Consider the following 24,930-nt stretch of genomic DNA (forward strand, 5'->3'; position numbering starts at 1 on the left):
GTCATCGGGCGGCATGGACCATCGCCGCGACTTCGGCCCTCGACCTCGCGCCCATCTTCCGAAACAAGTTCGCGATGTGGAACTTGACGGTGTTCTCGCTGATCCCCAGTTCGTGGGCGATGGAGCGGTTGCGGCGCCCCTCCGCGACATGCTTGAGCACCTCGAGCTCACGCACCCCGAGTCCCCATTCCTCGAGGTGCCCGAGCGGCGGCTCCAGCGGGTCCAGTGGAATCCGGACATCGAGTTCTGATCCCCACCCGGGCGTCGAGTGCGTGGTCGCCACGCCGTTGAGGGCGTGCACGCGCAGCACGAGCTGATGCATCGCGGGCGTGTCGATGGACAGGCCGCCCGGCCCGTCGTCGCGGATGTTCATCAGCAGGTTGGTGCCGTCGCAATCCCACTGGACACGGATCCGGCCGACCTCGCTCTGGTCGACCATCGCCAGGATGGTGCCGCGCACCACGGCCCGGGCCGTGTGCGCGACCTCGCCCGGCAACGCCCGGCCGTCGACCGGCGGCGCGATGAACTGCACATCGACGTTCCCGAACCGGACGAGTGGCCGCAGGTCCTCCCGCAGGCGCGCGAACGCCGCGTTGACCGGTTCCTCGGCGAGGCTGCGATCGCGATCGCTGACGGTGCGCAGCCGCACCATCGCGGCCGCCGCGAGGTCGGTGGCGGTCCGCCGGGCCCGCGCGTCATCGAGCTCCGCCGAGCGCAGCGCGGCCAGCAGCGTCTCCAGCGTGGTCGCGTGCACGTCGGTCAGTTCGGCGATGACGCGGGTGCGCTCGCTGGACGCGGCCCGTGATTCGCGAAGGTATGCCGGCGGAGCGGCGGCGACCTGCTGCTGGATGCGTACGGCAACCATCTGCCAGAGCTCGTCGACGAACGAGGTGAGTTCGCGCAGGTCATCGTCGGCGGAGGTAGCGAGGTGCGGGTCGGTGAGCACCAGCAGCGCGCCCGTTGACGCCATCCACGCGATCGCGTCCCGCTCGGTGCCACCGAGAACCGGCCGGCCGCACCACGCCCCGCTGCGCGGAAGCACCACCCGAAGGTCGTCGAGTTCCCCGATGGTCACCCGCGAGATGATCGCCTCGTCGCCGGCCTTCTTCTGCGGCCGGCCGATGCACGCCTCGGTGAAGATCACCAACGCGCTGTGCGGCAGGTACGCGGCGAGCGCGGTCGAGAAACGCTCGGCGATCTCCAGGAGCGGGGCCTCGAGGACATGCGCCAGCGACCTGAGCACTGACCGCGTCGTCGCCGCGTCACTCGGGCGCCCGTGGGCGCCGCCGATCGGCGGGAGACGAGGGGGCATCATCACGCTCACTCCCGCAGTGTACGCGATCGACCGCGCGGCAACCTACCCGTTCAGGTAGGTAGAACCATGCCATCTACTGGGGCGCCTACCTGATCAGGGGGGCCACAGTGGAGATATGGCGCACGAAGATCTCGTCTTTCTCTCCATCGGTCTGGATACGGTCCTGAAGGAGAACACGCAGCTCGTCGAGCTGCTGAACCGGACACAGTTCGAAGGGCTCACGGACCTGATCCGCACCGCGCCCGGGGTGTTCGTCGCGGGGGCCGGCCGTTCCGGCCTGGTGCTGAAGATGACCGCGATGCGGCTCATGCACCTGGGGATGGCCGCCCACGTGGTGGGCGAGACCACAACACCCGCGATCGGGGCCGGCGACCTGCTCATCGCGGCGTCCGGCTCCGGGACCACCCCGAGCGTCGTGCGGTCCGCCGCGAAGAGCCGGGAGGTCGGCGCGAACGTCGTGGCGTTCACGACCGCCGAGGACAGCGCGCTCGCCGACCTGGCGACCCGGGTGGTCGTCCTTCCGGCGGCGCAGAAGCAGGACCACGGCACGACTGTTTCGCACCAGTACAGCGGGAGTCTGTTCGAACAAAGCCTGCTGCTCGTCACCGACGCGCTGTTCCACGCCCTGTGGCAGATCGACGGAAGTCCCGCCGAGGAGCTGTGGCCGAGGCACGCCAATCTCGAGTGACCCCCGAGGAACCAAACAGAAGAACAACAACTAAGGAGAAGAGAACAATGAAACTGCAAGTGGCGATGGATGTCCTCACGACCGACGACGCGCTCGCGCTGGCCGGGAAGGTGGCCCCCTACGTGGACATCATCGAACTCGGTACTCCGCTGATCAAGAGCGAGGGCCTCGCGGCGGTCACCGCGGTGAAGAACGCACACCCGGACAAGATCGTCTTCGCCGATCTCAAGACCGCTGATGCCGGCGCTCTCGAAGCGGACATCGCGTTCAAGGCCGGGGCCGACCTGGTCACGGTTCTGGGCACCGCGGGCGACTCCACGATCATCGGCGCCATCAAGGCGGCTAAGGCTCACGCCAAGGGCGTCGTCGTCGACCTGATCGGGGTCAAGGACAAGGCGGCCCGGGCGCGCGAGGTCAGCGCCCTCGGCGCCGAGTTCGTCGAAATGCACGCCGGACTTGACGAGCAGGCCGAGGCCGGCTTCACGTTCCAGACGCTGCTGGACGAGGGCGAGAAGGCGCAGGTGCCGTTCTCCGTCGCCGGCGGCATCAACGTCGGGACGATCACCGCGGTCCAGCGCGCCGGAGCGACCGTCGCCGTCGCCGGTGGTGCCATCTACGGTGCGGATGACCCCGCGGTCGCCGCGAAGGCTCTCCGCGACGCGATCGTCTGATCAAGATCGTGGGCGCACGCCCGGCGTTCAGTGGCGACACGGCTCAACGATGGCAAGGCGCCGAAACATCCCCGGGATATGGGGATGTTTCGGCAACGCCGCCAGGCGGGGCAGAGCATCGCCGTTCAGGCGGTCTCCCTCGGGCGCACCACCTTCAGTCCGGAGGGCGCGGTCTCGGGATGGAAGCTGTCGAGGGTGCCGAGGTCGACGGCGGCTTGGTCCCAGTTCCCGGCGTGCACGTCCTGGTGGATCCAGCAGCCCTGCCGGGAGCACCTCGGCAGCCCGGGCCACGCCGTTCCGGGTGAGCCTGTTGACGTTCATCATGTCGTGCGTGTGCAGGAACCAGCGGCGCGCGTCCGTCGCAGCGCGGCGCCGTCAGGGGAGGGGCCTGATGGCTGGGCATCACGGTTACCCGGAGTCCGGGTAGCGGACCTCGAACCTGGTGCACCCGTCCGGCGAGCGCCACGTGCCGTGGGGCATACGGGGCGGGCGGCAGGCGTAGGCGCCCTCGGTGAAGGTCTGCCCGCACAGGTCGGTGATGGACCCGGTGAGGATGTCGACCTCTTCCCAAAAGTCGTGTAGCTGCACTCCGTTCGGGGTCGTGTCGGTGCCGGGCGCGAAGCGCAGGATTCGGGTCGCGACGTGCCCGTCGCTGGCCAGGACGCGCTCGTCAAGGCCGGGGCAGGCGCTGCCCGGCACCGGCGTCCATTCGACGGCGGTGCCGGAGGAGAACTCGCGTTCGGGTTTCGCCATGACCTACCTCGCTCCACCGGTCGCTGACGCGAGGTTGTAGCTGTCGAGGAACACGTCGACGGCGCGCGCGGCGTCCTCGTATCCGTAGTTGCGGTAGGCGTAGCCCTTCGCCACGAACGGCGCGCCCGCATAGAACATTTCGTACTGGTGGTGGCGGCCCGCGAACTCGGAGCCGACGACGTCCCAGGCGAGCTTGAACAGCTTCACCCGTTCCTCAACCGGGTAGCCCGGCGACTGCACGTAGCGCGCCATGTCGTCATGCGTCCGGTCGTCGATCAACTCCTTGTACGAAGCGGGAAGCTGGATCACGCCGCCGCCGGCGAGCTCGCGAATGATGTGCAGGATCCGGGGGTAGGTCTCGGCCTGCAGGGCCATAGGGCTGTAGACGAACCGAGGGTGCGGCCGGCAGACGCCCTGCATGTCGACTGAGCAGGTATACTCCGCCGCCAGCATCAGCCCCTCCACGGTGGCCGCAAGAGCAGCCAGCTCACCGAGTTTTTCCAGCACGCTCGGGATCTTGTCAATCTGGTTGACCTCGCAGATCTTGCGCGCGACTCCGGCTAGGAACTGCACTTTCGTCGCGAACCGGATCTGCGCCTGGCTGTTGCCCAACACGTGGGCGCTGGTTTCGAAGAACTGGGCACGCAGCCCGTCGACTTCCCGGCACACGAACACGTCCGACCAGGGCACGAGCACATCGTCGAACACAACCAGCGCGTCGGACTCGTCATAGCGGCACGACATCGGATAGTCGTAGGCACTGGGCTGGCCGACCGCGTACGGCCGCCGGCAGTACGTCTTCAACCCCGGCGCGGCCACGGGGACCACGGCGGTGAACGCGTGGTCGACATCTTCGGGAGTGAGCGGCTTGATGCAGGACACCAGGAGATAGTCGCTGACCGCTGTGCTGGTGCCGAGCATCTGCGCGCCGCGCAGCACGATGCCGTCCTGGTTCTCCTCGACCACGCCGACCTGCACGAAGTCGCCGTCCCAGCCGTGCGCTGTGGTTGCTCGGCTCACCTGCGGCGGGACGATCACGTAGCTGAAGAACAGGGAGTCATCCAGCAGCCGGCGGTACCACCTGGTGACATTGGCCCCGAGCCGGCGCCCGTTGCGGTCGAATACCTCGGGATGGCCGGCGAACCCGGCGAGGAAGGATGCGACGTGGTCGGGGCCCCGACCCACGAAGCCGTGCGACAACTGGGCCCACCTGGTGATCGACTCCCGGCGTTCGCGCAAGTCCTCGGGGGTTCGCGGGATCATGAACGGCTTGAGTGCCTCCCGCCCCGTCTCGGGCGCGACGGCGGTCATCCCGTTCGTGGAGTCAGCGGCGAAGTCATACATCTGTGCCACCGTGCCAACGATTCCGGCGAACGCCGGGTGTGCGGTGACGTCCTGGACGTACTCGCCCTCCACGATCACCGTGCGGCCATCACATAACGACTCTAGGTATTCCTTGCCCGTGCGCATGATCAGGTCCTCCTTGACCTCGTATCCGCGGGACCGGGCCGCTCAGCCGCCTCTGGCAGTTCGCGGCGCCGGATGTATACCTTCATCGACCATGAGAAGCCGTTCACGTGGGTCGCCGGGTGTCCCCATGCATGGCGACGCGGAAGGAGCGCCGCCGGCGGTGGTCGGCTGATGCCGGGCTCACGTTGTTCAGGAGTGAAAGGCGATGAGCTCGAGTTGCACGCCGTCCGGGTCGCGGAATGTCACGAGCGACAGCGGGAAGCCCTCCATGGGGTACACCCCGGAGTTGGTGACGTCCTGGCTGTTCAGGTGCGCCACCCACGCGTGTAGGGCATCGACCGAGGCAACTTGGAAGGACAGGTGGCGAGCCCGGTTCGGGTCGGGTCGAAGTTGTCCCCGGAGTTCGCTGGGTGGTGATCGACTCCCAGGCTGAATGAGGAGTCGGGTGGGCCGAGCACGATTGTGTAGCCACCGGCGTCGCTGCGATGGTGCCGCTCCTCGAACTGGCGCTGGAAGCCGAGCACTCGCTCGTACCAGGTGGCGCTGGTCTCGGCATCGGTGACCGTGATGCCGACATGGTGGATCGCGGTGAGGGCCGGTTGCACCGCGGTATCGGGCGTCGGCTTCGTCTCGATGCTGGTCATGTCACTCCTCCTCTGGGTCGTTTGAGCCGCGTAGGTCACGTGCCAGTCGCGCCGACCCTGGCGTTGCGAACCGGGCGATCAGGCGTGGGCCAGGAAGCGGGCGTCGTAGGCGTCGGCGAGTTCCCGCAGCGCGTTGCGACCATTGCCGGTGAAGGACGACCCGTGCATGAGCGCCAGCGTTGAGGTGTCCAGCTCGGCCAGCCGGGCGAGGGTGACCGGCAGGTCGGGCCCCAGCGAGGAGTACCGGAACATCGTCTCCATGTGCATCGCGGGGCCCACGATGTCGTCGGTTGTGAGTGCGGGGCCATCGCCGAGGTGGCTGAATAGATCGCCGCACAGCAGCGTGCCGGTGCTCTCCTCGTATAGGACTCGGGCCTCCCAGTTGTGCGGCACATGTGGCGTATCGAGGTGCCGCACCCGCTTGCCGCCGAGGTCGAGCACCTCGCCGTCGGCCATCGGTCGAGGCGGCCGGTCGCACAGGTCGTTGAGCGAGACCTCGCAGCCGAGCGCGCCGTGCGCGACCTTCGCGTCGGGGGCTGCTGCCAGCCACTGGTTCATCGAGCCGCACTCGTCGGACTCCACGTGCCCGAAGGCCACCCACCGCAGCTCCGCGACCGGGCATATACGCCCTACCGCATCGGACACGAGGGGGAACATCGCCCGAGGACCGGTGTGGAACAGCAGGGGCTCCTCGGCATGGATGAGGAACTGGTTGAACGTCAGGCCCGCGGGCGGAGCGATCTCAGGCACCCAGGTAGACAGCCGGTAGATGCCCTCGGCGATCTCGTCGACCTTCGTCTCCATCCGTCCTCCAGGATTCGGGCCGCCCCCTATCAGGCGGGCCGTCCCAGAGGGTGAGCCGATCGGCTCATCGCCACATCGGGCGAGTCCCCAATTTGTCCCCCTACACGCCCGATCAGGGTCGGTGGGGGGTCTGCGCCGCGGCGGCCGCGACCGCGGCGGCCTCAGCCCGGCTGCGCACCCCCAGTTTGGCCAGCACACGGCCGACGTGGTGCTCGGCGGTCTTGGCGGAGATGAACAGCCGCCCACCGATCTCGGCGTTCGTCAGGCCCTCGCGCAGCAGGCCGAGCACCTGCTGTTCCCGTGCGCTCAGCCCGGCTACCGCCGCCGCCGGCTGACGGGCGACCGAGCGGGCCCGGACTCCGAGGGAGCGCAGCAACGCCTCAGTGCGATCCACAAGCAAAGGGGCGCGGAGCCGCTCGAAGATCTCGACGGCCGCGCGGGCGTGATCAATCGCCGTGCCCCGGTCACAGACATCGGTACGCACCTGGGCCAGCTCCAGCAACACCATCGCGGCCAGCAGCGGGCGTTCGTCGGGATGCAGGTGAGACCGCGCCCGCTCGAAGCTTGCGATGGCCGCCTCAGGGTCAAGGCGCGCGGCGGCCACGCGACCGGCGGCGAGCGCGGCGTCGGCCCGAAGCAGTCGGCTATCAGCCAGCTCGGCCAGCTCGGCCAGCTCGTCGGCGTGCGCGGCCGCGGCGGCCACGTCGTCACGGGCCAGCTCGACCTCGACCAAAATCGACCGCAGGACGCCGACCCGCAGGCGGTCACCGTCGGCGCCCTCCAGGCCACGGCGGGCGACAGCTGCTGCCAGGTCGAGCTGCCCGGTGACCAGGTACACCCGAGCAAGCGGCTCGCATGCGCTCGGGCGGTCCTCGAACGGCCGCAGCAGCTCGGCTGCCTCTCTCACCTGGCCCTGCAGTACGCGCAGCGACGCCAGCCGCGCCGCTGCTTCGGCGCGGTGGGCGAAGATGACCGACCCTTCCGGCCCCAGGGCCTCCAGCAGAGTTGCCTCGCCCTCTGGCCACCTTCCCGCCGCGCACAGCACCGACCCGTACACCAGACGACAATGGGTGTGCAGTGCCCGGGGCCGGCCGCCGAGCGGCTCAGTCAGTGTCGCGGCGATCACCCGGGTCCATTCCTCGGCACGCGCCACATCACCGGTGCGGTCACACGCCCCTAACAATGCGCAGTAGCTCATCCCAGCGGTTGCCGGGTTACGCACCTCGCCGGCAGACAGCGCCGCCATCGCCTCGTCCAGCCTGGCAAACCCTTCGGCTGTCCGGCCCTGCACCACCAGCGCATAACCGCTGTCGGCGAGGGCTCGGACCTCAAGGTCGGTGTCAGCGAACTCGATCGCCAACTCCAGCGCCATCCGCGCCGCCTCTTCTAGACGGTCGATGTCCTCCGCCTCGCACGCGAGGACCGCCAGCTCCACATAACCCTGTTCTACGCAACGGCCCTCACCCACCAACAGCCGGCGTGCCCGCGACGCCCAACCATGCCCCACGACTCGATTCCCGAACCATGACGTGTGCAGGTCAACAAGCGCAGCCGCGACGAGCGCGGCCGCCCGCGGTTCACCCGCCGCCTTCCACTCGCGAAAAGCCAGCTCGAACTCCCGCCGGGCACCGATCAGGTCGTCATCGAACAGCAGCACGCCCCCCAGCATCTGCCGAGCCAGCGGGTCCGGATCCCCGGCGACTGATTCGCGCAAGTGAGCGAGCGCGCCGACGACATCGCCCCTGGCCAGCGCGACCTGCGCCGATTCAACCAGCGCCGAGCCATCCACAAACGAAAGCGTAATCCCCCAGGACACCGATCAGGGCCCCGAACCCGGCCCTCCTCGTTCGATGTTGCATACCCGCCACGGGCACGCCGGCGTGGGGGGTGTGGTGGCAAGCGCCGAGATCACGGCTACTACCCGCGCCGGCACCACTGGTCCAAGACCGGGCACGCTGGCGCCGCAGGGGCCGGTGCGAGCCGTGGCCGACATGTTCTTCACCCCGGAGTACTGGGACAACCACTTCGGCGGGCCCGACGGCCCCCCGATCCCCGACGACCTGCGGGACATGAAGCGAGTGCTCGCCGCCTTCCGTCGGCTGTGGGAGTTGGAGGACTCCGCACCGAGGGCGATCAGCCACGGTGACCCCCACATCGGCAACACCTACATCGACGCCGACGGACGTCCCGCGTTCCTGGACTGGCAGGGCATCTGCGCCAACCCGCCACTCGACGACGTCGCCTATTGGATCGCCGGGGCGCTCACCGTCGACGACCGCCGGGCCCAGGAACGAGCGCTCCTGGACCACTACCGCGAAGCGCTGACCGCCGCCGGGGGCACGCCCACCACCCCGGATCAGATATGGCAGGACTACCGACGCCAGCACCTGCACGGGTTCCTGTGGTCGCTGACCGGCCCCCGGATGCAACCCCGGGAGCGGGTGTTCGCCATGTCAGAGCGGCACGTCGCCGCCATCGAGGACCACGAGACGCTGGCACTGCTGACCTAGGCTAGTAGGCGCATCCGGCTCCGGCACAGTCGTGTACGTCGTCAGCTCGGGCCGGCCCGGGCGGCGGTCGGTGCCGGACAGTCCCGACATTCGTGCGGACCAGCTACTCGGTGGCCGACGGTAGGTTCGCCGTTGCGGCAACGCCTGCCGCAGGCCTCGTCCATGCTGCCGGCCGAGCCGGTGAGCGGTGTATCCGCTGGTCTAGCTGGTGGAGACGAGGGGAATCGAACCCCTAACCCCCGCCTTGCAAAGGCGGTGCTCTGCCAATTGAGCTACGTCCCCGGTTCCGGGCGGGTTCGACATCCCACCCGCCACAGTGTGCGGTGCGTCAGCTGTTCGAGGTCGCCTGCTGCCAGAGGTCGTCGCCGGAGCGGGACCTGACCTTGGTGAACACAAACAGCGCGGCACCGACAACGGCGGCGATAGCCAGCAGCTTCTTCATGTGATCCCTAGTCCTCTACGTGTGAGTGGGAGTTCTGGAGTGGGCCCAGGTGGACTTGAACCACCGACCTCGTCGTTATCAGCGACGCGCTCTAACCAGCTGAGCTATGGGCCCCTCGAAACGAGGCGTTGACGAGCCTAGCTCAGCCCGTCAACCGGGCCGAAACCGGGCCGGCTCTGCCCGGAGATCGACCGGACACGGCCAGGACACCTCCCGGTCACGGCTCAGTCCCGCTCGGACAGCGTCACTTCGACACCGCCGACCAGGTCCGCGGACACGTTGTAGACGAACGCACCGACCGACAGCGCCACCGCGAACAGCAGGCTGTTCACCGCACCGATCACCGCGGCCGCACCGAACACCCGTCCGGCGCTGATCAACCGGTCACCGGCCTGCTCGGTCACCAGATCGGCGTACTGGCCGTTCAGCCGGTCCCACACCCCGATGCCGTCCAGCACGCCATACAGCACACCGACCGCAACCAGCCAGATCAGGTACAGCACCACGGCGAGCACCAGGGCGATCTTCAGCACCGACCACGGGTCCAGCCGCTTGAGCTGCAGGCTGGCCTGCCGGGGGCGGCGGTTGCGCGGCCAGCTCATCGGGAAACCGCCCGGCGACCGGCCGGGACCGGCCCGCTCGTCGGAATCCGGGGTGGCCTCCGACTCCGCCGCGCGGCCGCCGAGGCGACCGGACTCGAGCGACACGGTCCGCGCCTGGCCGAGGTCGTTCTGGTCGGTTCGCTGCGCCCGGGGCCGGCGGCCGGCCGGATCGCGCTGGACCGCTTCGGTCGCCATGCCGGCGGCGGCAGCGGCGGACGCCACGGTGGCAGCGCGGGGTCCCCTGGGCCGGGACGGCGGCCTGGGTGTCGGAGAGGGTGTCGGAGAGGGTGTCGGAGAGGGTGTCGGAGAGGGCGCCGGCCGGGCGGCCTGCTCAACCGGCTCGTCGCCCGTCCGCCAGGTCCGGGTGTCCGACCCGGTCGGCTCGGAGGACTCGGGGATCCGCTGCCACGGCGGCGGCAGGGCGGCCGTCGGGGCCTCGGGCTGGCCGTTGATCGCGCCGGCCGCCGGCTCCGGGTCCGGTCCGGGCGAGGCCGTTTCGTGTTTCGCGGATGCCGGCCAGGTGACCGGCGGATCGGCCAGCGCCTGCTCGGCCTCATGGTCGAACACCGCATCAGACGTCGGGCCGGTGTCCGGTACCGAAGCGTCCGAGACAGGAGCATCCGAGACAGGAGCCCCGGACAGCGAACTGTCAGCGCTGTCAGCACTCGGATGACCCGGCACGGCGCTGTCCACGTTGTCCGGGCCGGGAGCCTCGAACGACGACGGGGCCGGGGCTTCGGGCACCGCCGCATCGGGCGCCGGGACGACCCCGGCATCGGTGGGCGGCGGCCCGGGCCGGGGCACGCGGGGTCTCGGGGACGGTCGGACTGTCCCGTTGCCCGCGCCCTGCGCCGCGCCGGTGACGTTGCGTGCCGGTTCGGCGGCGGGGTCCGACGCGGGAGAGGCGGCCGCTTCGGGGTCGCCGTTGACGGCTCCGGCCGCGGTCCGGTTGGAGTCCTGGGGGTCGGTCGGCTTGGTCACGAGCTGCCTCGCACCTCCTCGGTGCACACGTGGACGGACTACCAGAGCCTAGGGTCCTGGGAGCGAGGTTTCTGCTCCCAGGACCCTAGTGTCGTGAGTCCGTCCTAGCCGGCTGTGCCGTTGCCGGTGCCATTCTCGCCGGTGCCGTTCTCGTCAGGGTCGTCGAGCGCCTCGGCGTTGCGGGCGATCGCCAACAGCGTGGCGCCCTCACCGAGGTTCATCAGCCGCACGCCCTTGGTCTGGCGGCCGGCCTTGCGCACCTCGCGTGCCGTGGTGCGAATCACCCCGCCGCTGGACGTGATGGCGTAGATCTCGTCCGCCACGTCCACGATCAGTGCACCGACCAGGGTGCCACGGCGCCGGTCGTACTGGATGGTCAGCACACCCTTGCCGCCTCGACCCTGGACCGGGTAGTCCTCCATCGGGGTCCGCTTGGCGTAGCCACCCCCCGTGGCGACCAGCACAAACGTGTCGGCCAGCACGACGCCGAGGGACAGCAGCCGGTCATCGCCGTTGAACCGCATACCGAACACACCCGAGGTGGCCCGGCCCATCGGCCGCAGCGTCTCGTCGTCGGCGTGGAACCGGATCGACTGGCCCTCTGCGGACACCAGCAGCAGGTCGTCGTCCGGCCCGCACAGCACGGCGCCGACCAGCTCGTCGTCGTCGCGCAGGTTGATCCCGATCAGGCCGCCGGTGCGGTTCGAGTCGAAGTCCTCCAGCTTGGTCTTCTTGACCAGGCCGTTCTTGGTGGCCAGCACCAGGTACGGCGCCGCGCTGTAGTCCTTGATCTGCATGACCTGGGCGATCTGCTCGTCCGGCTGCAGGGCGAGCAGGTTGGCCACGTGCTGACCCCGGGCGGCCCGGTTGGCCTCGGGCAGCTCGTAGGCCTTGAGCCGGTAGACCCGGCCCTTGTTGGTGAAGAACAGCATCCAGTCGTGCGTGGAGCACACGAAGAAGTGCGCCACGATGTCGTCCTGCTTGAGCGCCGCGCCCTGCACGCCCTTGCCGCCGCGCTTCTGCGCCCGGTACAGGTCGGTCTTGGTGCGCTTGGCGTAGCCGGTCTGGGTGATCGTGACGACGACGTCCTCGACGGCAATCAGGTCTTCGTCGGTGACCTCGCCGTCGTCGGCGATGATCTGGGTGCGCCGGTCGTCGCCGTGCTTCTCCACGATCTCGATCAGCTCGTCGCGGACGATCTGGCGCTGCCGCTCCGGCTTGTCCAGGATGTCCTGCAGGTCGGCGATGATGACCTCGAGCTCGGCCAGCTCGTCGATGATCTTCTGGCGCTCCAGGGCGGCCAGGCGGCGCAGCTGCATGTCCAGGATGGCCTGCGCCTGGATGTCGTCGACCTCGAGCAGCTCGATCAGGCCGGTGCGCGCGACGTCGACCGTCGCCGACGCCCTGATCAGCGCGATGACCTCGTCGAGGGCATCCAGTGCCTTGACCAGACCACGCAGGATGTGGGCCCGTTCCTCGGCCTTGCGCAGCCGGTACCGGGTCCGCCGGACGATGACCTCGATCTGGTGCCGGATGTAGTGCCGCACCACCTGGTCTAGCCGCAGGGTGCGCGGCACCCCGTCGACGATGGCCAGCATGTTGACGCCGAAGCTGTACTGCAGCTGGGTGTGCTTGTAGAGGTTGTTCAGCACCACCTTGGCCACCGCGTCACGCTTGAGCGTGACCACGATGCGCATGCCGATCCGGTCCGACGACTCGTCGTTGATCTCGGCGATGCCGGCCAGCCGGCCGTCCCGCACCAGCCCGGCGATCGACTCGATCACGTTGTCCGGGTTGACCTGGTAGGGCAGCTCGGTGGCCACCAGGATGACCCGGCCCTTGACGTCTTCCTCGACCTCGACGACCGCGCGCATCCGGACCGAGCCCCGCCCGGTGCGATAGGCCGACTCGATGCCGCTGCGCCCGACGATCAGGCCCGAGGTGGGGAAGTCCGGGCCCTTGATCCGCTCCATGAGAGCGGCCAGCAACTCCTCGTCGCTGGCCTCGTAGTTCTCCAGCGCCCACACCACGCCGGCGCCGACCTCGCGCAGGTTGTGCGGCGGGATGTTGGTCGCCATGCCGACCGCGATGCCGGAGCTGCCGTTGATCAGCAGGTTCGGCACCCGGGCCGGCAGCACCAACGGCTCTTGCGTCTTGCCGTCGTAGTTGTCGGCGAAGTCGACGGTGTCCTCGTCGATGTCCTGCAACATCGCCATGGCCAGCGGGGAGAGCCGGCACTCGGTGTACCGCATGGCGGCGGCCGGGTCGTTGCCCGGCGAGCCGAAGTTGCCCTGGCCGTCGATCAGCGGGTACCGCATCGACCACGGCTGGGCCAGCCGGACCAGCGCGTCGTAGATCGACGAGTCGCCGTGCGGGTGGTAGTTACCCATCACCTCGCCGACCACGCGGGCGCACTTGACGTAGCTGCGGTCCGGCCGGAAACCGTTCTCGCCCATCGAGTACAGCACCCGGCGGTGCACCGGCTTGAGCCCGTCCTCGACCAGCGGCAGCGCCCGGCCGACGATCACGCTCATCGCGTAGTCGATGTAGGAGCGCTGCATCTCCTGCTGGATGTCGACCGGCTCTATCCGGTCACCGCCACCGGGGGGTGGGGCGGTGGGGTCAATGGTGTCCGTCACGTAGTCCTTCTTCTACTCGTACGGCTGGCTCTGCTGATGGCGCGGTTCGGCGCGCGGACCTACCGGCCCGTCACACGTCGAGGAACCGGACATCCTTCGCGTTGCGGGTGATGAACGAACGCCGCGACTCCACGTCCTCGCCCATCAGGATCGAGAACAGCTCGTCCGCGGTGGCCGCGTCGTCGAGGGTGACGCGCATGAGCAGCCGGACCGCCGGGTCCATGGTGGTCTCCCACAGCTCCTTGGCGTTCATCTCGCCGAGGCCCTTGTAGCGCTGCACACCCTCTTCCTTGGGGATCCTCTTGCCTGCCGCGCGCCCGGCCTCGATCAGCCCGTCGCGCTCCCGGTCGGAGTAGGCGAACTCCGGCTCGGATCCCCGACCGCCCCACTTGATCTTGTAGAGCGGCGGCTTGGCGAGGAACACGTGGCCGTGCTCGATCAGCGGACGCATGAACCGGAACAGCAGGGTCAGCAGCAGGGTCTGGATGTGCTGGCCGTCCACGTCGGCATCGGCCATCAGCACGATCTTGTGGTAGCGCAGCTTGGCCAGGTCGAACTCGTCGTGGATGCCGGTGCCCAGCGCGGTGATGATGGCCTGGACCTCGGTGTTCTTCAGCACCCGGTCGATCCGGGCCTTCTCCACGTTGATGATCTTGCCCCGGATCGGCAGGATCGCCTGGAACATCGAGTCCCGACCGGACTTGGCCGAGCCGCCGGCCGAGTCGCCCTCGACGATGTAGACCTCGGAGCGGATCGGGTCGGTGGAGCGGCAGTCGGCCAGCTTGCCGGGCAGCCCACCCAGGTCGCCGGCGGACTTGCGGCGGACCAGCTCGCGGGCCTTGCGAGCGGCCATCCGGGCCTGCGCCGAGGAGACCGCCTTGTTCAGGATGGTCTTGGCGTCGGCCGGGTTGCGGTCCAGCCAGTCGGCCAGCCACTCGTTGCACACCCGCTGCACGAACGACTTGACCTCGGTGTTGCCCAGCTTGGTCTTGGTCTGCCCCTCGAACTGGGGCTCCTTGACCTTGACCGAGACGATCGCGGCGAGGCCCTCGCGGATGTCGTCGCCGGTCAGTGCCGGGTCCTTCTCCTTGAGCAGCTTCTTCTCCCGCGCGTAGCGGTTGACCGTGGAGGTCAGCGCGGCGCGGAAGCCCTCCTCGTGGGTGCCGCCCTCGTGGGTGTTGATGGTGTTGGCGAACGTGTACACCGACTCGCTGTAGCTGGAGTTCCACTGCATCGCGACCTCGAGCTGGTGCTGGTCGCCGGCGGCCTGGAAGGAGACCACCTTCTTGTGGATCGGCTCCTTGCTCCGGTTCAGGTGCGCCACGAAGTCCTCGAGGCCGCCCGGGTAGCAGAACGTCTGCTCCTTGACCTTGGCCACGTAGCCCTCGGCGTCGGGCTCCTCCTCCTCGGCCGGGTGCCCGTTGCGCTCGTCGCGCAGCACGATGGTCAGCCCCTTGTTCAGGAACGCCATCTCCTGCAGCCGCCGGGAGATCGTCTCGATGTTGTACGTGGTGGTCTCGAAGATCGTGTCGTCGGCCCAGTAGGTGAGGATGGTGCCGTTGGTCTTGGTCGCCTCGCCCTTGCGCAGCTGGCCCGGCACCGAGCGCTCGTAGTGCTGGCGCCACACCACGCCGTCCCGGTGGATCTCCACGTCCAGCGCGGTGGACAGCGCGTTGACCACGCTCACACCCACGCCGTGCAGACCGCCGGAGACCGCGTAGGACTTGTCGTCGAACTTGCCGCCGGCGTGCAGCCGGGTGAGCACCACCTCGATGGCTGGCACCTTCTCCACCGGGTGCATGTCCACCGGGATGCCGCGGCCGTCGTCCTTGACCGAGACCGAGCCGTCGGACCGGAGGGTGACCTCGACCCGGGTGGCGTAGCCGGCCATCGCCTCGTCGACCGCGTTGTCCACGACCTCCCAGACCAGGTGGTGCAGACCACGCTCACCGGTTGAACCGATGTACATACCGGGCCGCTTGCGGACCGCTTCCAGGCCCTCCAGCACGGTGATCGAGGATGCACTGTAGGCGTTCTTCTTCGGGACAGCCACGGACCTGCACGTCTCCTTGCCTGGGTACGAACCGGTCGGGCTGCTCGATGCCTCGACCGGGGGTGGTCACGCGGAAATCGGGGCCGCGGAAACCCTCCCACTTACATCTTACTGGTCGGACCGACGAGAAGTACGCCTAGGACACCCCTAGAACGCACACAGAAGCCCGATCGGCGACCGGGACGGGTCAGTTAGCCCGAAAAGCTCCTCGAAAGTGGCCCTCGCCGTCACAGCGCGCCCTGAAACCGCCTCCTGCGGCCTCCCGCGGGTTCCGTGAGGTGTCAACCACCGGAGGGAACTCAGCCGTAGGTGTCGCGCGGGCCGCGCCCCGGCGCGTGCCGGGGACCCTTGCGCCAGGTCGGCGCCGACGGCCCTTGGATCTTCATCCGGCGCACCACGTTGGGCCCGAGACCAGCGGCGATCTTGCCGAGCAGCTGGCGCTGCAGGGTACGCAGCTGGGTGGCCCAGGCGGTCGAGCTGGCGGCCACCGTCAGCTCCCCGTCCTTGAGGCTGATCGGGGTGGCGTGCTCGGCCACGTCGGCGCCGACCAGCTCGGCCCAGCGGCCGAACACCGACGCCGAGACCAGCTGCTCGTTCCAGCCCTGGCTCTTCGCCATCTTGGCGGCGAGCCGACCCAGCGGCTGGGGGTCCCGGTCGTCAGCGCCGGAGCCGGACCAACCGCGTCGCCGCGCGCCCCGGCTGCTGCGCCGCCACTTGCCCGTGGTCGCCGCGCCGGGACGGTGGCCGCGGGCGGCAGCGGCCGCCTGGGCGGCCCGCAGCGCGTCGCGCGCCAGGTCCGACCCCGACGCGCCGGGCTTGGGACCGGTGGGACTGGGCGTGTCGTTGTCACGCTGTGCGACCGGCGGTCCCTCGGAACCATCCCCAGGCCTGAGGACAACCTCAGACTGAGAGCGCGGGTTGAGCGGTCCGCGGTCCGCGGCGGGCGGTTCGGAGCCGTCGGCGTCCCCAGCTGGTCCGGAGTTATCCACAGTATCCACAGTGTTGTCCACATCGCCTGTCGCGCGCGTTCCGGCTAGGCCGGGCCGGTTACCTGGCCCGATTCGATATTGAACCAAGCGCCCCGGAGTTTCTCCGGCACGTCGTCGGGCACTGCCGCGGTCACCAGTACCTGCTCCGCCCGCACCGCCAACTCGGCGAGCGCACGCCGCCGCCGGGCGTCCAGTTCGGCGAAGACGTCGTCCAGGATCAGGATCGGGTCGGTCGAGTCACCGGGGTCGCCGCGCAGCAGCTCGAACGACCCGAGGCGCAGCGAGAGCGCCAGTGACCAGGACTCGCCGTGGCTGGCGTAGCCCTTCGCCGGCCCGTCACCGAGGCGCAGCTCCAGGTCGTCGCGGTGCGGCCCGACCAGGCAGACACCGCGCTCGATCTCCTGCTTGCGCACCTTGGTGAGCTCGGCCAGCAGTGCCTCCTCCAGCGCGCCGGCGTCGGTGTCCTCCGGCACCCCGGTCGGCACCCCCGTCGGCACCGCCCCCGAGTCTCCGGCACCGGGCACCCCGACGTCGGGCACGCTGCACCGGTAGCGCAGCTCGATCGGCGGCGACTCCGGTGCCACCTCGGCGTAGGCGTCCCGGACCGGGCCGGCCAGCTCGGCGGCCAACCGAAGTCGCCCGGCCAGCAGCGCCGCACCGTGCCGCGCCAGGTGCCCGTCCCAGGAGTCCAGGGTGCGCAGGTCACCGGCCGCGCGGGCGGTCTTGAGCAACGCCGAGCGCTGCCGCACCACCCGGTCGTAGTCCGCGCGGATACCGGCGAACCGAGGCCACCGGCTGACCAGCAGGTCGTCCAGGAACCGCCGGCGCTCCCCGGGGTCGCCCCGGACCAGCGCCAGGTCCTCCGGGGCGAACAGCACGCTGCGCACGATGCCCAGCGCCTCGCGGGCCCGGGGCAGCTGGGCCCGGTTCACCCTGGCCCGGTTGGCCTTGCCCGGGGTGATCTCGACCTCGACCGCCAGCTCGCGACCGTCCCGGACCACCAGGCCCCGCACCACCGCGCGATCGGCACCCCGGCGGACCAGCGGCGCATCGGTGGCCACCCGGTGTGAGCCGAAGGTGGCCAGGTAACCGACCGCCTCCATCAGGTTGGTCTTGCCAACGCCGTTGGGGCCGACCAACACGCTCACCCCGGGCACCAGGGTCAGGTCGGCGGACGGCCAGGACCGGAAGTCGGTGACCGCCAGCCGGCTCAGGTACACCCGTCCGCCGGCGCGTTCAGCTCGGGCGCGACAGGGTGGCCGACTCCGCCCCACCGTGCCGGACCGCGTGCCCGCCGAACTGCTGGCGCAGGGCGGCGACGGCCTTCATCGCCGGCGACGCATCCTGGCGGGAGGCGAACCGGGCGAACAGCGCGGCCGAGATGGCCGGCATCGGCACCCGGAGATCGATGGCCTCCTCGACGGTCCAGCGGCCCTCGCCGGAGTCGTCGACGTAGGCGTCCAGCTCGGCAAGACCCGGGTCCTCGTCCAGCGCGCGGACCAGCAGGTCCAGCAGCCAGGAGCGCACGACCGTGCCGCGCGACCAGGCCTTGACCACACCCGGCACGTCCTCCACCAGGTCCTTGGCCAGCAGCAGCTCGTAACCCTCGGCGTAGGCCTGCATCAGGCCGTACTCGATGCCGTTGTGCACCATCTTCGAGTAGTGCCCGGCGCCCACCGGCCCGGCGTGCACGAAGCCCTCCTCGCGGGGGCCCTCCGGCCGCAGCCCGTCGAAGATGGGCATGGCGCGCTCGACGTCCTCCTTCGAGCCGCCGCACATCAGCCCGTAGCCGACCTCGCGGCCCCACACCCCGCCGGACACCCCGCAGTCGACGTAGTGCACCGACTTCTCGGCGAGCAGCGCGGCGTTCTTCTGGTCGTCGGTGAACCGGGAGTTGCCACCGTCGATCACCATGTCGCCCTCGGCGAGCAGGTCGCCGAGCTGGGCGACCGTGTCCCTGGTCGGGTCGCCGGCGGGCACCATGATCCAGACGATCCTCGGGGCCGCCAGCTTCTCGACCAACTCGGCCAACGACGACACATTGCTGGCCTCGGCATGCGGGTCGTAACCGACCACGTCGTGCCCGGCCGCCCGGAGACGTTCGGCCATGTTGCCGCCCATGCGCCCAAGGCCCACCAGCCCAAGCTGCATTACCGCTCCCATCGCGAATGCCCAGCAGAATGTGTCTCGCCACGCCGCCGGGTAGGCGACCGCCGACGAGTTATCCAGGCAACCGTACCGGCATCAGCAGATGCACGTACCCCGACGCGTGGCCCGGATTCGCGGCGGTCGCATCGTCACTCGAAACGGGGCGGGCCAACGCCGGTCGGCTCGGGGTGGTGAACCCGAGGTGGGCGCGCTCGGTGTGCAGCGCAGTCAGCCCGTCCAGCAGGTATCCGGGGTTGAATGCAATGGTCAGCGGCTCGCCGTCGAGCTCGCAGCTGAGTTGCTCCTCCGCGCTGCCCTCGTCGTCGCCACCCGCGGTCAACCGCAGTGAACCTTCGGTGAACTCCATCCGGACCTGCGCGCCGCGGTCCGCGACCAGGGACACGCGCTTGATCGCCTCGAGCAGCGGGGCGACCTCGAGGATCGCCGCCGAGGTGTGGTCGGTGGGCAGCAGCTGGCGGTACTTGGGGAACTCCGCGTCCAGCAGCCGGGTGGTGGTCCGCCGGCCGTTGCCGGCCAACCCGAGCATGCCGTCGCGGTCGGCGAGGGCCAGCTGCACGGCGTCCTTGCCGGTGAGCGTCTTCGCCGCGTCGGCCAGCGTCCGGGCCGGTACCAGGACGGCGGTGCTGATGCCGGCGTCGCCCGGCTCCCACTCCAGCTCGCGGACCGCCAGCCGGAACCGGTCGGTGGCGGCCATGGTCAGCTTGGTGCCCTCGATCTCCAGCCGGATCCCGGTGAGCATCGGCAGCGTGTCGTCCTTGCCGGCGGCCACCGCGACCTGGGTGACCGCCTGGGCGAACACGTCCGGGCGAACCGAGCCGGCGAGCTGTGGCATGTCGGGGAGTTTCGGGTAGTCCTCCACCGGCATGGTCGGCAGGCTGAACCGGGCGCTGCCGCAGGTGATGGTGGCCCGGGAACCGTCGACCGAGACGTCGACCGGATGAGGAGGCAGCGACTTGGTGATGTCGGCGAGCAGCCGCCCGGACACCAGTGCCCGGTCCGCCGAACCGACCGAGGCCTCGACCTCGACCCTGGTGGACACCTCGTAGTCGAAGCCGGAGACGGTCAGCCCCTGGCCGTTGCCGTCCACACCTCCGGTGCCGGCTTCCAGCAGTACCCCGCCGAGGACGGGAACCGGTGGCCTGGCCGGCAGGCTGCGTGCCACCCAGGCAACTCCGTCGGCCAACGCGTCTCGTTCGACCCGGAACTTCATGGCGGACCTCTTCACCCCAAGCAGCCATTCACGGCCAGTGACCCCGCGGCAGGCTCGATCCACACCCTGCGGCGGGAGCAGCGCGGCTTGCTAGGGGCACAACCGTAGAGCCTGCGCCTGAACGGGCCGACGCCGGGCATGCCGATCGGTCCGGCGACGGGTTCGAGGCCGGTCGGGACCACCGGTCCGGAGCACCGAGCCTCGGCCGGGTCCGCCGGCCGAGGAGCACACCGTGCACAGCGTTGTTTCTGTATTTCTCCTTTGGAGAAGAGAAATACAGTCGTAGCAGTAGGGGTTGTGGATACTGGGGAAGCTTGCCATCGGGCCTGCTCAGGTGGCGTGTCGCGATGGGGACAACCGGACAGCTCGGCTGCGGACAGCTTGAGGGGGTCGGTGGATAACCCTCCGCTGTCCCCCGGTCCGTCCCCAGTCATCCCCGGTTGACCCCAATCGCTCCACCGCTCGGGGCCGAGTAGTCCACGGGTTGGGGGCGGATGCTCCACGGACGTTCGGCCGAATCGCCGAGGAACCATCCACAGAGTTATCCCCAAGTGTGGGTGGAGGGTTGCCGATGCTTACACAGCGCGACGACTCGCCTGGGCTTCGCCTGGATCGGGTCGCGGCGAAATCAACGCGGTCGAGTGTGCCGCGGGGTGTGATCGATTACTCCGTGTCGTGAACGGGGGGTGAACTCAGGACCTCGCGCGCTGCTTGATACGCGCGGTGAGCTCCTGGACCTGCTCGAACGTCTTGCGCCGCTGGGCGATCTCGTTCCGGATCTTCTTGTCCGCGTGCATGACCGTGGTGTGGTCACGACCGCCGAACGTCTGGCCGATCCGGGGCAGAGACAGGTCGGTGAGCTCCCGGCACAGGTACATGGCGATCTGCCGGGCCTGCGCGACCGCCTTGGTCTTACCGGGTCCGCACAGCTCGTCGAGCGTCATGTCGAAGTACTCGGCGGTCACCGCCATGATCGTCGGCGCGGTGATCTCCGGGGACTGCGAGTCCGGAATCAGGTCCCGCAGCACGATCTCGGCCAGTTGGGTGTCGACCGGCTGGCGGTTGAGCGAGGCGAACGCGGTGACCCTGATCAGGGCGCCCTCCAGCTCGCGGATGTTGCGCTCGACCCGGGCGGCGATGAACTCCAGTACCTCGGCCGGTGCGGCGAGGCGGTCCTGGGCGGCCTTCTTGCGCAGGATGGCGATCCGGGTCTCCAGCTCGGGCGGCTGGATGTCGGTGATCAGGCCCCACTCGAACCGGGTGCGCATCCGGTCCTCCAGGGTGGCCAGCTGTTTGGGCGGCCGGTCACTCGACACCACGATCTGCTTGTTCGCGTTGTGCAGCGTGTTGAAGGTGTGGAAGAACTCCTCCTGGGTGCCTTCCTTGCCCTCCAGGAACTGGATGTCGTCCACCAGTAGCACGTCGACATCCCGGTAGCGGCGCTGGAACGCCACCTTGCGGTCGTCACGCAGGCTGTTGATGAAGTCGTTGGTGAACTCCTCGGTGGAGATGTAGCGCACCCGCATCCCCGGGAAGAGCCGCTGCGCGTAGTGGCCGACCGCGTGCAGCAGGTGCGTCTTGCCCAGACCGGACTCGCCCCAGATGAACAGCGGGTTGTAGGCGCGGGCGGGTGCCTCGGCGACCGCGACGGCGGCCGCGTGGCTGAACCGGTTGGAGGCGCCGATGACAAACGTGTCGAAGGTGTACTTCTCGTTCAGCCGACTGGTCAGCCTGGCCTGTGCGCCACCCTGGCCGCCGCCCGAGCCCGGCCCGCCGGTGTTCGAGCCGCCCTGCGCCGAGTAGGTCGGCCAGTTCTCCGGCTGCGGCGGTGTCTCGCGCGGGCCACCGGGTGGCGGGCCGCCCCAGTCCCTGGTCTGCTCGCGGGTCTGTGAGGTGTCCAGGTCCGGCTGGTTTCCCAGTCGGTCACCGAGCCGATCGTCGGGCTGGTCGTAGGGACCGCCGTTCCCCAGGTCCGGGCGACCGCCCAGGTCCGGGCGGACGCCGAGATCGGGTCGGCCGGTCATGTCGGCGCGACCGAGATCCGCGCCGGTGGGCGCCGGGCCGCCGATGTAGCGGGGCCGCTGGTCCATCCCGCGCTGGTCGTACCGCTCGTCGGGGCTGGCCTCGGCGCGGGGGACCTCGGTGCCGCTGGCGGCGGCGGCCGGGTCGACCACCACGGCCAAGGTGACCGAGGTACCCAGGTGGCGACCGAGCGCCTCGCTGATCGGCCGGCGCAGGATGCGTTCGATGGCGTCCTTGGCGAACTCGGTCGGCGCGGCGAGCAGTGCGGTGTCGTCGAGCAGGCCGAGTGGCCTGGTCAGACGTAGGAAGGCGCGCTGCTGGGCGGAGAGCGCGGCCCCCGGCGCGGTCGAGTCGGTGGTGCCGCCGTCGCGCGCTTGGCAGAGGTCGGCGACGACCCGCTGCCAGACCTCGCCAAGGCCGTTCGCCTGGTCGGCCATCGTGCGGCGCTCCCCCCTCGATCATTCCCTTTGCCAAACACCGATGTCAGCGGTGCCGTCCACAGGGTTATCCACACCTGTGCGCGGGACGCTACGCGGAGAGGAGGCTGAGGTGTCTGGGCACCCCCGGCGGCCGAAGCGCCCGGTCGCGGCCACTTCCCCTGGGTCGAAGCACGAAGGAGGGCACGCTAACAAGGTGACCATTCGTCCACAAGCTGCAACTTCGGCCATGCCCAGGTGTTGACAGGTATTGACACCACTGCGGGGTCGGCGTTGCGTCGGTGCTCACAGCCACCGGTCGAATGCCACCCGGTTTGACCACCCGAAAGCGTGCTGCGTACCCTGGACGTAACCGCGCCGCGAGCCGGCGCGCTGTGGCATGCAGTCATCCGGTCACTCTTCCCAGGAGTGACCGGCGTGGTCCGTCGAACGACGGCGTATGCACAGACCAACTCGCCGTTGAACGGGAGAACGCGAAGTGAGCAAGGGCAAGCGCACGTTTCAGCCGAACAACCGCCGTCGTTCGCGCACCCACGGCTTCCGGCTCCGCATGCGGACCCGCGCCGGCCGGGCGATCCTGGCCGCGCGCCGCCGCAAGGGCCGGGAGAAGCTGTCCGCCTGACCGGCCGCGACACACGGTGCTTCCGGCCGCTGCCCGGTTGACCCACCGGGACGATTTCTCCACGGTGCTCCGGCATGGACGCCGAGCTGGGCGCACACTGGTTGTAATGCATGTCCTCGTACCGGACCGGGTCCGAGGCGCCGCGGCCCCGGGTACGGCGGTGGTCGGCGCCCCGGCTCCCACCGACGCCGTTGTGTCGACGTCGGCTGCTTCTTCCGAGGCGACTTCTGGCGATGCTGATTCTTCCGGGGCGACCGACCTGGGCGCGCGCGATGCGTCGGCCGGTCCGTCGCCTCGGGTCGGATTCGTGGTGAGTAAGGCCGTGGGCAACTCGGTGGTCCGGCATCGGGTGGCCCGCAAGCTCCGGCACGTACTGCGCGAACGGCTCGATCAGGTGCCACCGGGTTCTCGGCTGGTGGTTCGGGCATTGCCGAAATCGGCCACCGCGAACTCGGCTCGGTTGGCCGCTGATATCGACCGGGCCCTGCGCACGCTGCTCAGCGCTGATTCTCGATGAGCGGGGAAGCGGAGAGCGTCGACCGGGCCGGTGGGTCGGACCGGGTCTCCCCGCTTGCCTGGCCGCTGATCTGGCTGATCAAGATCTACCAACGGGTGATCTCGCCGGTGCTGCCGCCGAGCTGCCGGTTCTATCCGAGTTGTAGTGCTTACGGGGTCGAGGCACTGCGGGTACACGGCCTTCTCCGGGGCAGCGCGCTCACGATATGGCGACTGCTGCGCTGCGGGCCCTGGCACCCTGGAGGTCTCGACCCAGTGCCACCTAGACGAACACGCGCCACCGAGGAGCGAGCTCCGTGCTGAATTTCATCTACTACCCGGTCTCGTGGATCCTCTGGTTCTGGCATGAGGTCTTCGGTTTTGTGTTCGGCCCCTCCACCGGTGTCGCCTGGGCGCTCGCGGTGGTGTTCCTGGTCTTCACCCTGCGGGCGATCCTCTACAAGCCGTTCGTGCACCAGGTGCGATCCATGCGCAAGATGCAGGAGTTCGCCCCGGAGATCCAGAAGCTCAAGAAGAAGTACGGCAACGACAAGCAGAAGCTTGCCGCCGAGATGCAGAAGCTGCAGGGCGAGCACGGGGTGAACCCGGTGGGCGGCTGCCTGCCGATGCTGATCCAGGTCCCGGTGTTCATCGGCCTGTTCCACGTACTGCGCGAGTTCCAGCCGTACAAGCAGGAGAACTACGTCTTCGACCGCGCGGACGTCGTATCGTTCAACGACGCGAGCATCTTCGGCGCGAAGCTCGGCGCGTCGGTGGTCCCCTACCACGGCGCACTGCCGCTGGCCGACTACCACACGACGATCCCGCAGATGATGGTCGTGATGATCCCGCTGATGATCGCGGCCGGTCTGTTCACCCACATCACCGCGCGACACTCGGTGGCCCGCCAGACCGAGGCTCAGCTGGCCAACCCGCAGTCGGCGATCATGAACAAGCTGACCCTGTACGTGTTCCCGATCGGCGTCGTGATCGGTGCCCCGTTCCTCCCGCTGGCCATCCTGTTCTACTGGGTCTCCAACAACCTCTGGACCCTTGGCCAGCAGCGCATCGTCTACAACAAGATCGACCGCGAAGAGGCGGAGAAGGTCGTCCGCAAGGTCGAGACGCAGAAGAACCTGGCCCCCAAGGTCGGCCAGAAGCCGGCCCCGGCGGCACGCCAGAAGAAGCCGGGTGCCAAGCCGATCGGACCGGCCCGCGCCGGTGACAGCTCAGGTTCCGGTGCCCCGGCGTCGAACGGCACCCCGAAGGTGAACGGGTCGAGCAGCGGGTCAGCGAAGTCGAACGGCACCGGCGAGCGCGAGGCGGGTGAGGTCACCGGCAACGGCGACAGCACCGCAGCGCAGCGCAATGGCCAGCCATCCGCGCCGACCAAGCGAAGTCGTAAGCGCTAGCA

At 69.3% G+C, this 24,930-nt stretch carries 23 protein-coding genes, 2 tRNA genes and 1 pseudogene; 8 read left to right on the plus strand and 18 right to left on the minus strand.

The features are described 5' to 3' along the window. Position 1 precedes the first annotated feature (1 nt). Complete coding sequence (locus ACTXG6_RS05115; protein ID WP_445186609.1) at positions 2-1,243, minus strand: LuxR C-terminal-related transcriptional regulator; 1,242 nt, start codon at positions 1,241-1,243, stop codon at positions 2-4. A 187-nt stretch (positions 1,244-1,430) separates the two neighbouring features. On the opposite strand from ACTXG6_RS05115, the gene hxlB reads away from it, so the two are divergent. After that, entirely contained in the window at positions 1,431-2,003 is a 573-nt protein-coding gene (gene hxlB, locus ACTXG6_RS05120) for a 6-phospho-3-hexuloisomerase (RefSeq protein WP_445186610.1), read from the plus strand. A gap of 47 nt (positions 2,004-2,050) precedes the next feature. Next, the gene (gene hxlA / locus ACTXG6_RS05125) at positions 2,051-2,674 is read left to right on the plus strand and encodes a 3-hexulose-6-phosphate synthase (protein WP_445186611.1); all 624 of its coding nucleotides are present in this window, start codon (positions 2,051-2,053) and stop codon (positions 2,672-2,674) included. Between the two features lie 408 nt (positions 2,675-3,082). On the opposite strand, the gene ACTXG6_RS05130 is transcribed toward hxlA, so the two are convergent. The 6 genes and pseudogenes from ACTXG6_RS05130 to ACTXG6_RS05155 form a co-directional block, all read right to left on the minus strand. Continuing rightward, complete coding sequence (locus ACTXG6_RS05130) at positions 3,083-3,427, minus strand: cupin domain-containing protein (protein ID WP_445186612.1); 345 nt, start codon at positions 3,425-3,427, stop codon at positions 3,083-3,085. A 3-nt stretch (positions 3,428-3,430) separates the two neighbouring features. Beyond that, positions 3,431-4,897, minus strand: a complete 1,467-nt coding sequence (locus ACTXG6_RS05135; protein ID WP_445186613.1) for a 4-hydroxyphenylacetate 3-hydroxylase family protein — start codon at positions 4,895-4,897, stop codon at positions 3,431-3,433. A gap of 189 nt (positions 4,898-5,086) precedes the next feature. Further along, a complete protein-coding gene (locus ACTXG6_RS05140; protein WP_445189915.1) occupies positions 5,087-5,434 on the minus strand; it encodes a VOC family protein in 348 nt (115 codons plus the stop codon). Further along, positions 5,368-5,541 (minus strand): annotated as a pseudogene (locus ACTXG6_RS05145) (VOC family protein); the annotation flags it as partial. The pseudogene ACTXG6_RS05145 and the gene ACTXG6_RS05140, both read right to left, overlap by 67 nt. A gap of 78 nt (positions 5,542-5,619) precedes the next feature. Further along, on the minus strand, positions 5,620-6,345 hold the full coding sequence (locus tag ACTXG6_RS05150; RefSeq protein ID WP_445186614.1) for a hypothetical protein: 726 nt from the start codon (positions 6,343-6,345) through the stop codon (positions 5,620-5,622). 112 nt (positions 6,346-6,457) lie between these two features. Further along, positions 6,458-7,780 (minus strand): LuxR C-terminal-related transcriptional regulator, encoded by a 1,323-nt coding sequence (locus ACTXG6_RS05155; protein ID WP_445186615.1) that lies wholly within the window; start codon positions 7,778-7,780, stop codon positions 6,458-6,460. A 96-nt stretch (positions 7,781-7,876) separates the two neighbouring features. Between ACTXG6_RS05155 and ACTXG6_RS05160 the strand changes: the two genes are divergently transcribed. After that, on the plus strand, positions 7,877-8,050 hold the full coding sequence (locus ACTXG6_RS05160; protein WP_445186616.1) for a hypothetical protein: 174 nt from the start codon (positions 7,877-7,879) through the stop codon (positions 8,048-8,050). 286 nt (positions 8,051-8,336) lie between these two features. Further along, positions 8,337-8,855, plus strand: coding sequence for a phosphotransferase family protein (locus tag ACTXG6_RS05165; protein ID WP_445189916.1), 519 nt, complete (start codon positions 8,337-8,339; stop codon positions 8,853-8,855). Between the two features lie 206 nt (positions 8,856-9,061). On the opposite strand, the gene ACTXG6_RS05170 is transcribed toward ACTXG6_RS05165, so the two are convergent. The 11 genes from ACTXG6_RS05170 to dnaA all read right to left on the minus strand — a co-directional run bounded on the left by ACTXG6_RS05170 (position 9,062) and on the right by dnaA (position 22,399). After that, positions 9,062-9,137, minus strand: a tRNA-Ala gene (locus ACTXG6_RS05170). Positions 9,138-9,183: 46 nt separating this feature from the next. After that, positions 9,184-9,297: a DLW-39 family protein gene (locus ACTXG6_RS05175; protein WP_445186617.1), complete on the minus strand. Its 114-nt coding sequence runs from the start codon at positions 9,295-9,297 to the stop codon at positions 9,184-9,186. Between the two features lie 40 nt (positions 9,298-9,337). Next, a tRNA-Ile gene (locus tag ACTXG6_RS05180) sits at positions 9,338-9,411 on the minus strand. A gap of 110 nt (positions 9,412-9,521) precedes the next feature. Next, the gene (locus tag ACTXG6_RS05185; RefSeq protein WP_445186618.1) at positions 9,522-10,880 is read right to left on the minus strand and encodes a DUF3566 domain-containing protein; all 1,359 of its coding nucleotides are present in this window, start codon (positions 10,878-10,880) and stop codon (positions 9,522-9,524) included. Between the two features lie 104 nt (positions 10,881-10,984). Further along, positions 10,985-13,507: a DNA gyrase subunit A gene (gene gyrA, locus ACTXG6_RS05190; protein ID WP_445189917.1), complete on the minus strand. Its 2,523-nt coding sequence runs from the start codon at positions 13,505-13,507 to the stop codon at positions 10,985-10,987. 82 nt (positions 13,508-13,589) lie between these two features. Continuing rightward, positions 13,590-15,572, minus strand: a complete 1,983-nt coding sequence (gene gyrB, locus ACTXG6_RS05195; protein WP_445186619.1) for a DNA topoisomerase (ATP-hydrolyzing) subunit B — start codon at positions 15,570-15,572, stop codon at positions 13,590-13,592. 299 nt (positions 15,573-15,871) lie between these two features. Further along, positions 15,872-16,366, minus strand: a complete 495-nt coding sequence (locus ACTXG6_RS05200) for a DUF721 domain-containing protein (protein WP_445189918.1) — start codon at positions 16,364-16,366, stop codon at positions 15,872-15,874. 239 nt (positions 16,367-16,605) lie between these two features. Next, complete coding sequence (recF, locus tag ACTXG6_RS05205; protein WP_445186620.1) at positions 16,606-17,781, minus strand: DNA replication/repair protein RecF; 1,176 nt, start codon at positions 17,779-17,781, stop codon at positions 16,606-16,608. A 16-nt stretch (positions 17,782-17,797) separates the two neighbouring features. Then, positions 17,798-18,712, minus strand: a complete 915-nt coding sequence (gene gnd, locus ACTXG6_RS05210; protein ID WP_445186621.1) for a phosphogluconate dehydrogenase (NAD(+)-dependent, decarboxylating) — start codon at positions 18,710-18,712, stop codon at positions 17,798-17,800. 70 nt (positions 18,713-18,782) lie between these two features. Further along, a complete protein-coding gene (dnaN, locus tag ACTXG6_RS05215) occupies positions 18,783-19,940 on the minus strand; it encodes a DNA polymerase III subunit beta (protein ID WP_445186622.1) in 1,158 nt (385 codons plus the stop codon). 692 nt (positions 19,941-20,632) lie between these two features. Further along, positions 20,633-22,399: a chromosomal replication initiator protein DnaA gene (dnaA, locus tag ACTXG6_RS05220; RefSeq protein WP_445186623.1), complete on the minus strand. Its 1,767-nt coding sequence runs from the start codon at positions 22,397-22,399 to the stop codon at positions 20,633-20,635. Between the two features lie 478 nt (positions 22,400-22,877). Here dnaA and rpmH point away from each other — a divergent pair, with 478 nt between their 5' ends. From rpmH to yidC, 4 genes are read left to right on the plus strand one after another with little or no spacing between them, the layout of a single operon-like run. Continuing rightward, complete coding sequence (rpmH, locus tag ACTXG6_RS05225; protein ID WP_028924291.1) at positions 22,878-23,021, plus strand: 50S ribosomal protein L34; 144 nt, start codon at positions 22,878-22,880, stop codon at positions 23,019-23,021. A 16-nt stretch (positions 23,022-23,037) separates the two neighbouring features. Next, a complete protein-coding gene (gene rnpA / locus ACTXG6_RS05230; RefSeq protein ID WP_445186624.1) occupies positions 23,038-23,538 on the plus strand; it encodes a ribonuclease P protein component in 501 nt (166 codons plus the stop codon). Then, positions 23,535-23,840, plus strand: coding sequence for a membrane protein insertion efficiency factor YidD (yidD, locus tag ACTXG6_RS05235; protein WP_445186625.1), 306 nt, complete (start codon positions 23,535-23,537; stop codon positions 23,838-23,840). Before rnpA ends, yidD begins: the two co-directional genes overlap by 4 nt. Then, positions 23,834-24,928 carry a membrane protein insertase YidC gene (gene yidC, locus ACTXG6_RS05240; RefSeq protein WP_445186626.1) on the plus strand — a complete coding sequence of 365 codons (1,095 nt, stop codon included), beginning with the start codon at positions 23,834-23,836 and terminating at the stop codon, positions 24,926-24,928. The genes yidD and yidC overlap by 7 nt, the downstream gene beginning before the upstream one ends. The last annotated feature ends 2 nt before the right edge of the window (positions 24,929-24,930 follow it).

Source organism: Pseudonocardia sp. Cha107L01 (assembly GCF_052566575.1).

Coding starts and splice junctions, on each gene's coding strand:
- dnaN (WP_445186622.1), bottom strand. CDS start 19,940: ATGAAGTTCCGGGTCGAACGAGACGCGTTGGCCGACGGAGTTGCCTGG.
- ACTXG6_RS05135 (WP_445186613.1), bottom strand. CDS start 4,897: ATGCGCACGGGCAAGGAATACCTAGAGTCGTTATGTGATGGCCGCACG.
- dnaA (WP_445186623.1), bottom strand. CDS start 22,399: ATGGCCGACCAGGCGAACGGCCTTGGCGAGGTCTGGCAGCGGGTCGTC.
- yidD (WP_445186625.1), top strand. CDS start 23,535: ATGAGCGGGGAAGCGGAGAGCGTCGACCGGGCCGGTGGGTCGGACCGG.
- hxlB (WP_445186610.1), top strand. CDS start 1,431: ATGGCGCACGAAGATCTCGTCTTTCTCTCCATCGGTCTGGATACGGTC.
- hxlA (WP_445186611.1), top strand. CDS start 2,051: ATGAAACTGCAAGTGGCGATGGATGTCCTCACGACCGACGACGCGCTC.
- gnd (WP_445186621.1), bottom strand. CDS start 18,712: ATGCAGCTTGGGCTGGTGGGCCTTGGGCGCATGGGCGGCAACATGGCC.
- ACTXG6_RS05165 (WP_445189916.1), top strand. CDS start 8,337: ATGTTCTTCACCCCGGAGTACTGGGACAACCACTTCGGCGGGCCCGAC.
- ACTXG6_RS05150 (WP_445186614.1), bottom strand. CDS start 6,345: ATGGAGACGAAGGTCGACGAGATCGCCGAGGGCATCTACCGGCTGTCT.
- ACTXG6_RS05130 (WP_445186612.1), bottom strand. CDS start 3,427: ATGGCGAAACCCGAACGCGAGTTCTCCTCCGGCACCGCCGTCGAATGG.
- ACTXG6_RS05175 (WP_445186617.1), bottom strand. CDS start 9,297: ATGAAGAAGCTGCTGGCTATCGCCGCCGTTGTCGGTGCCGCGCTGTTT.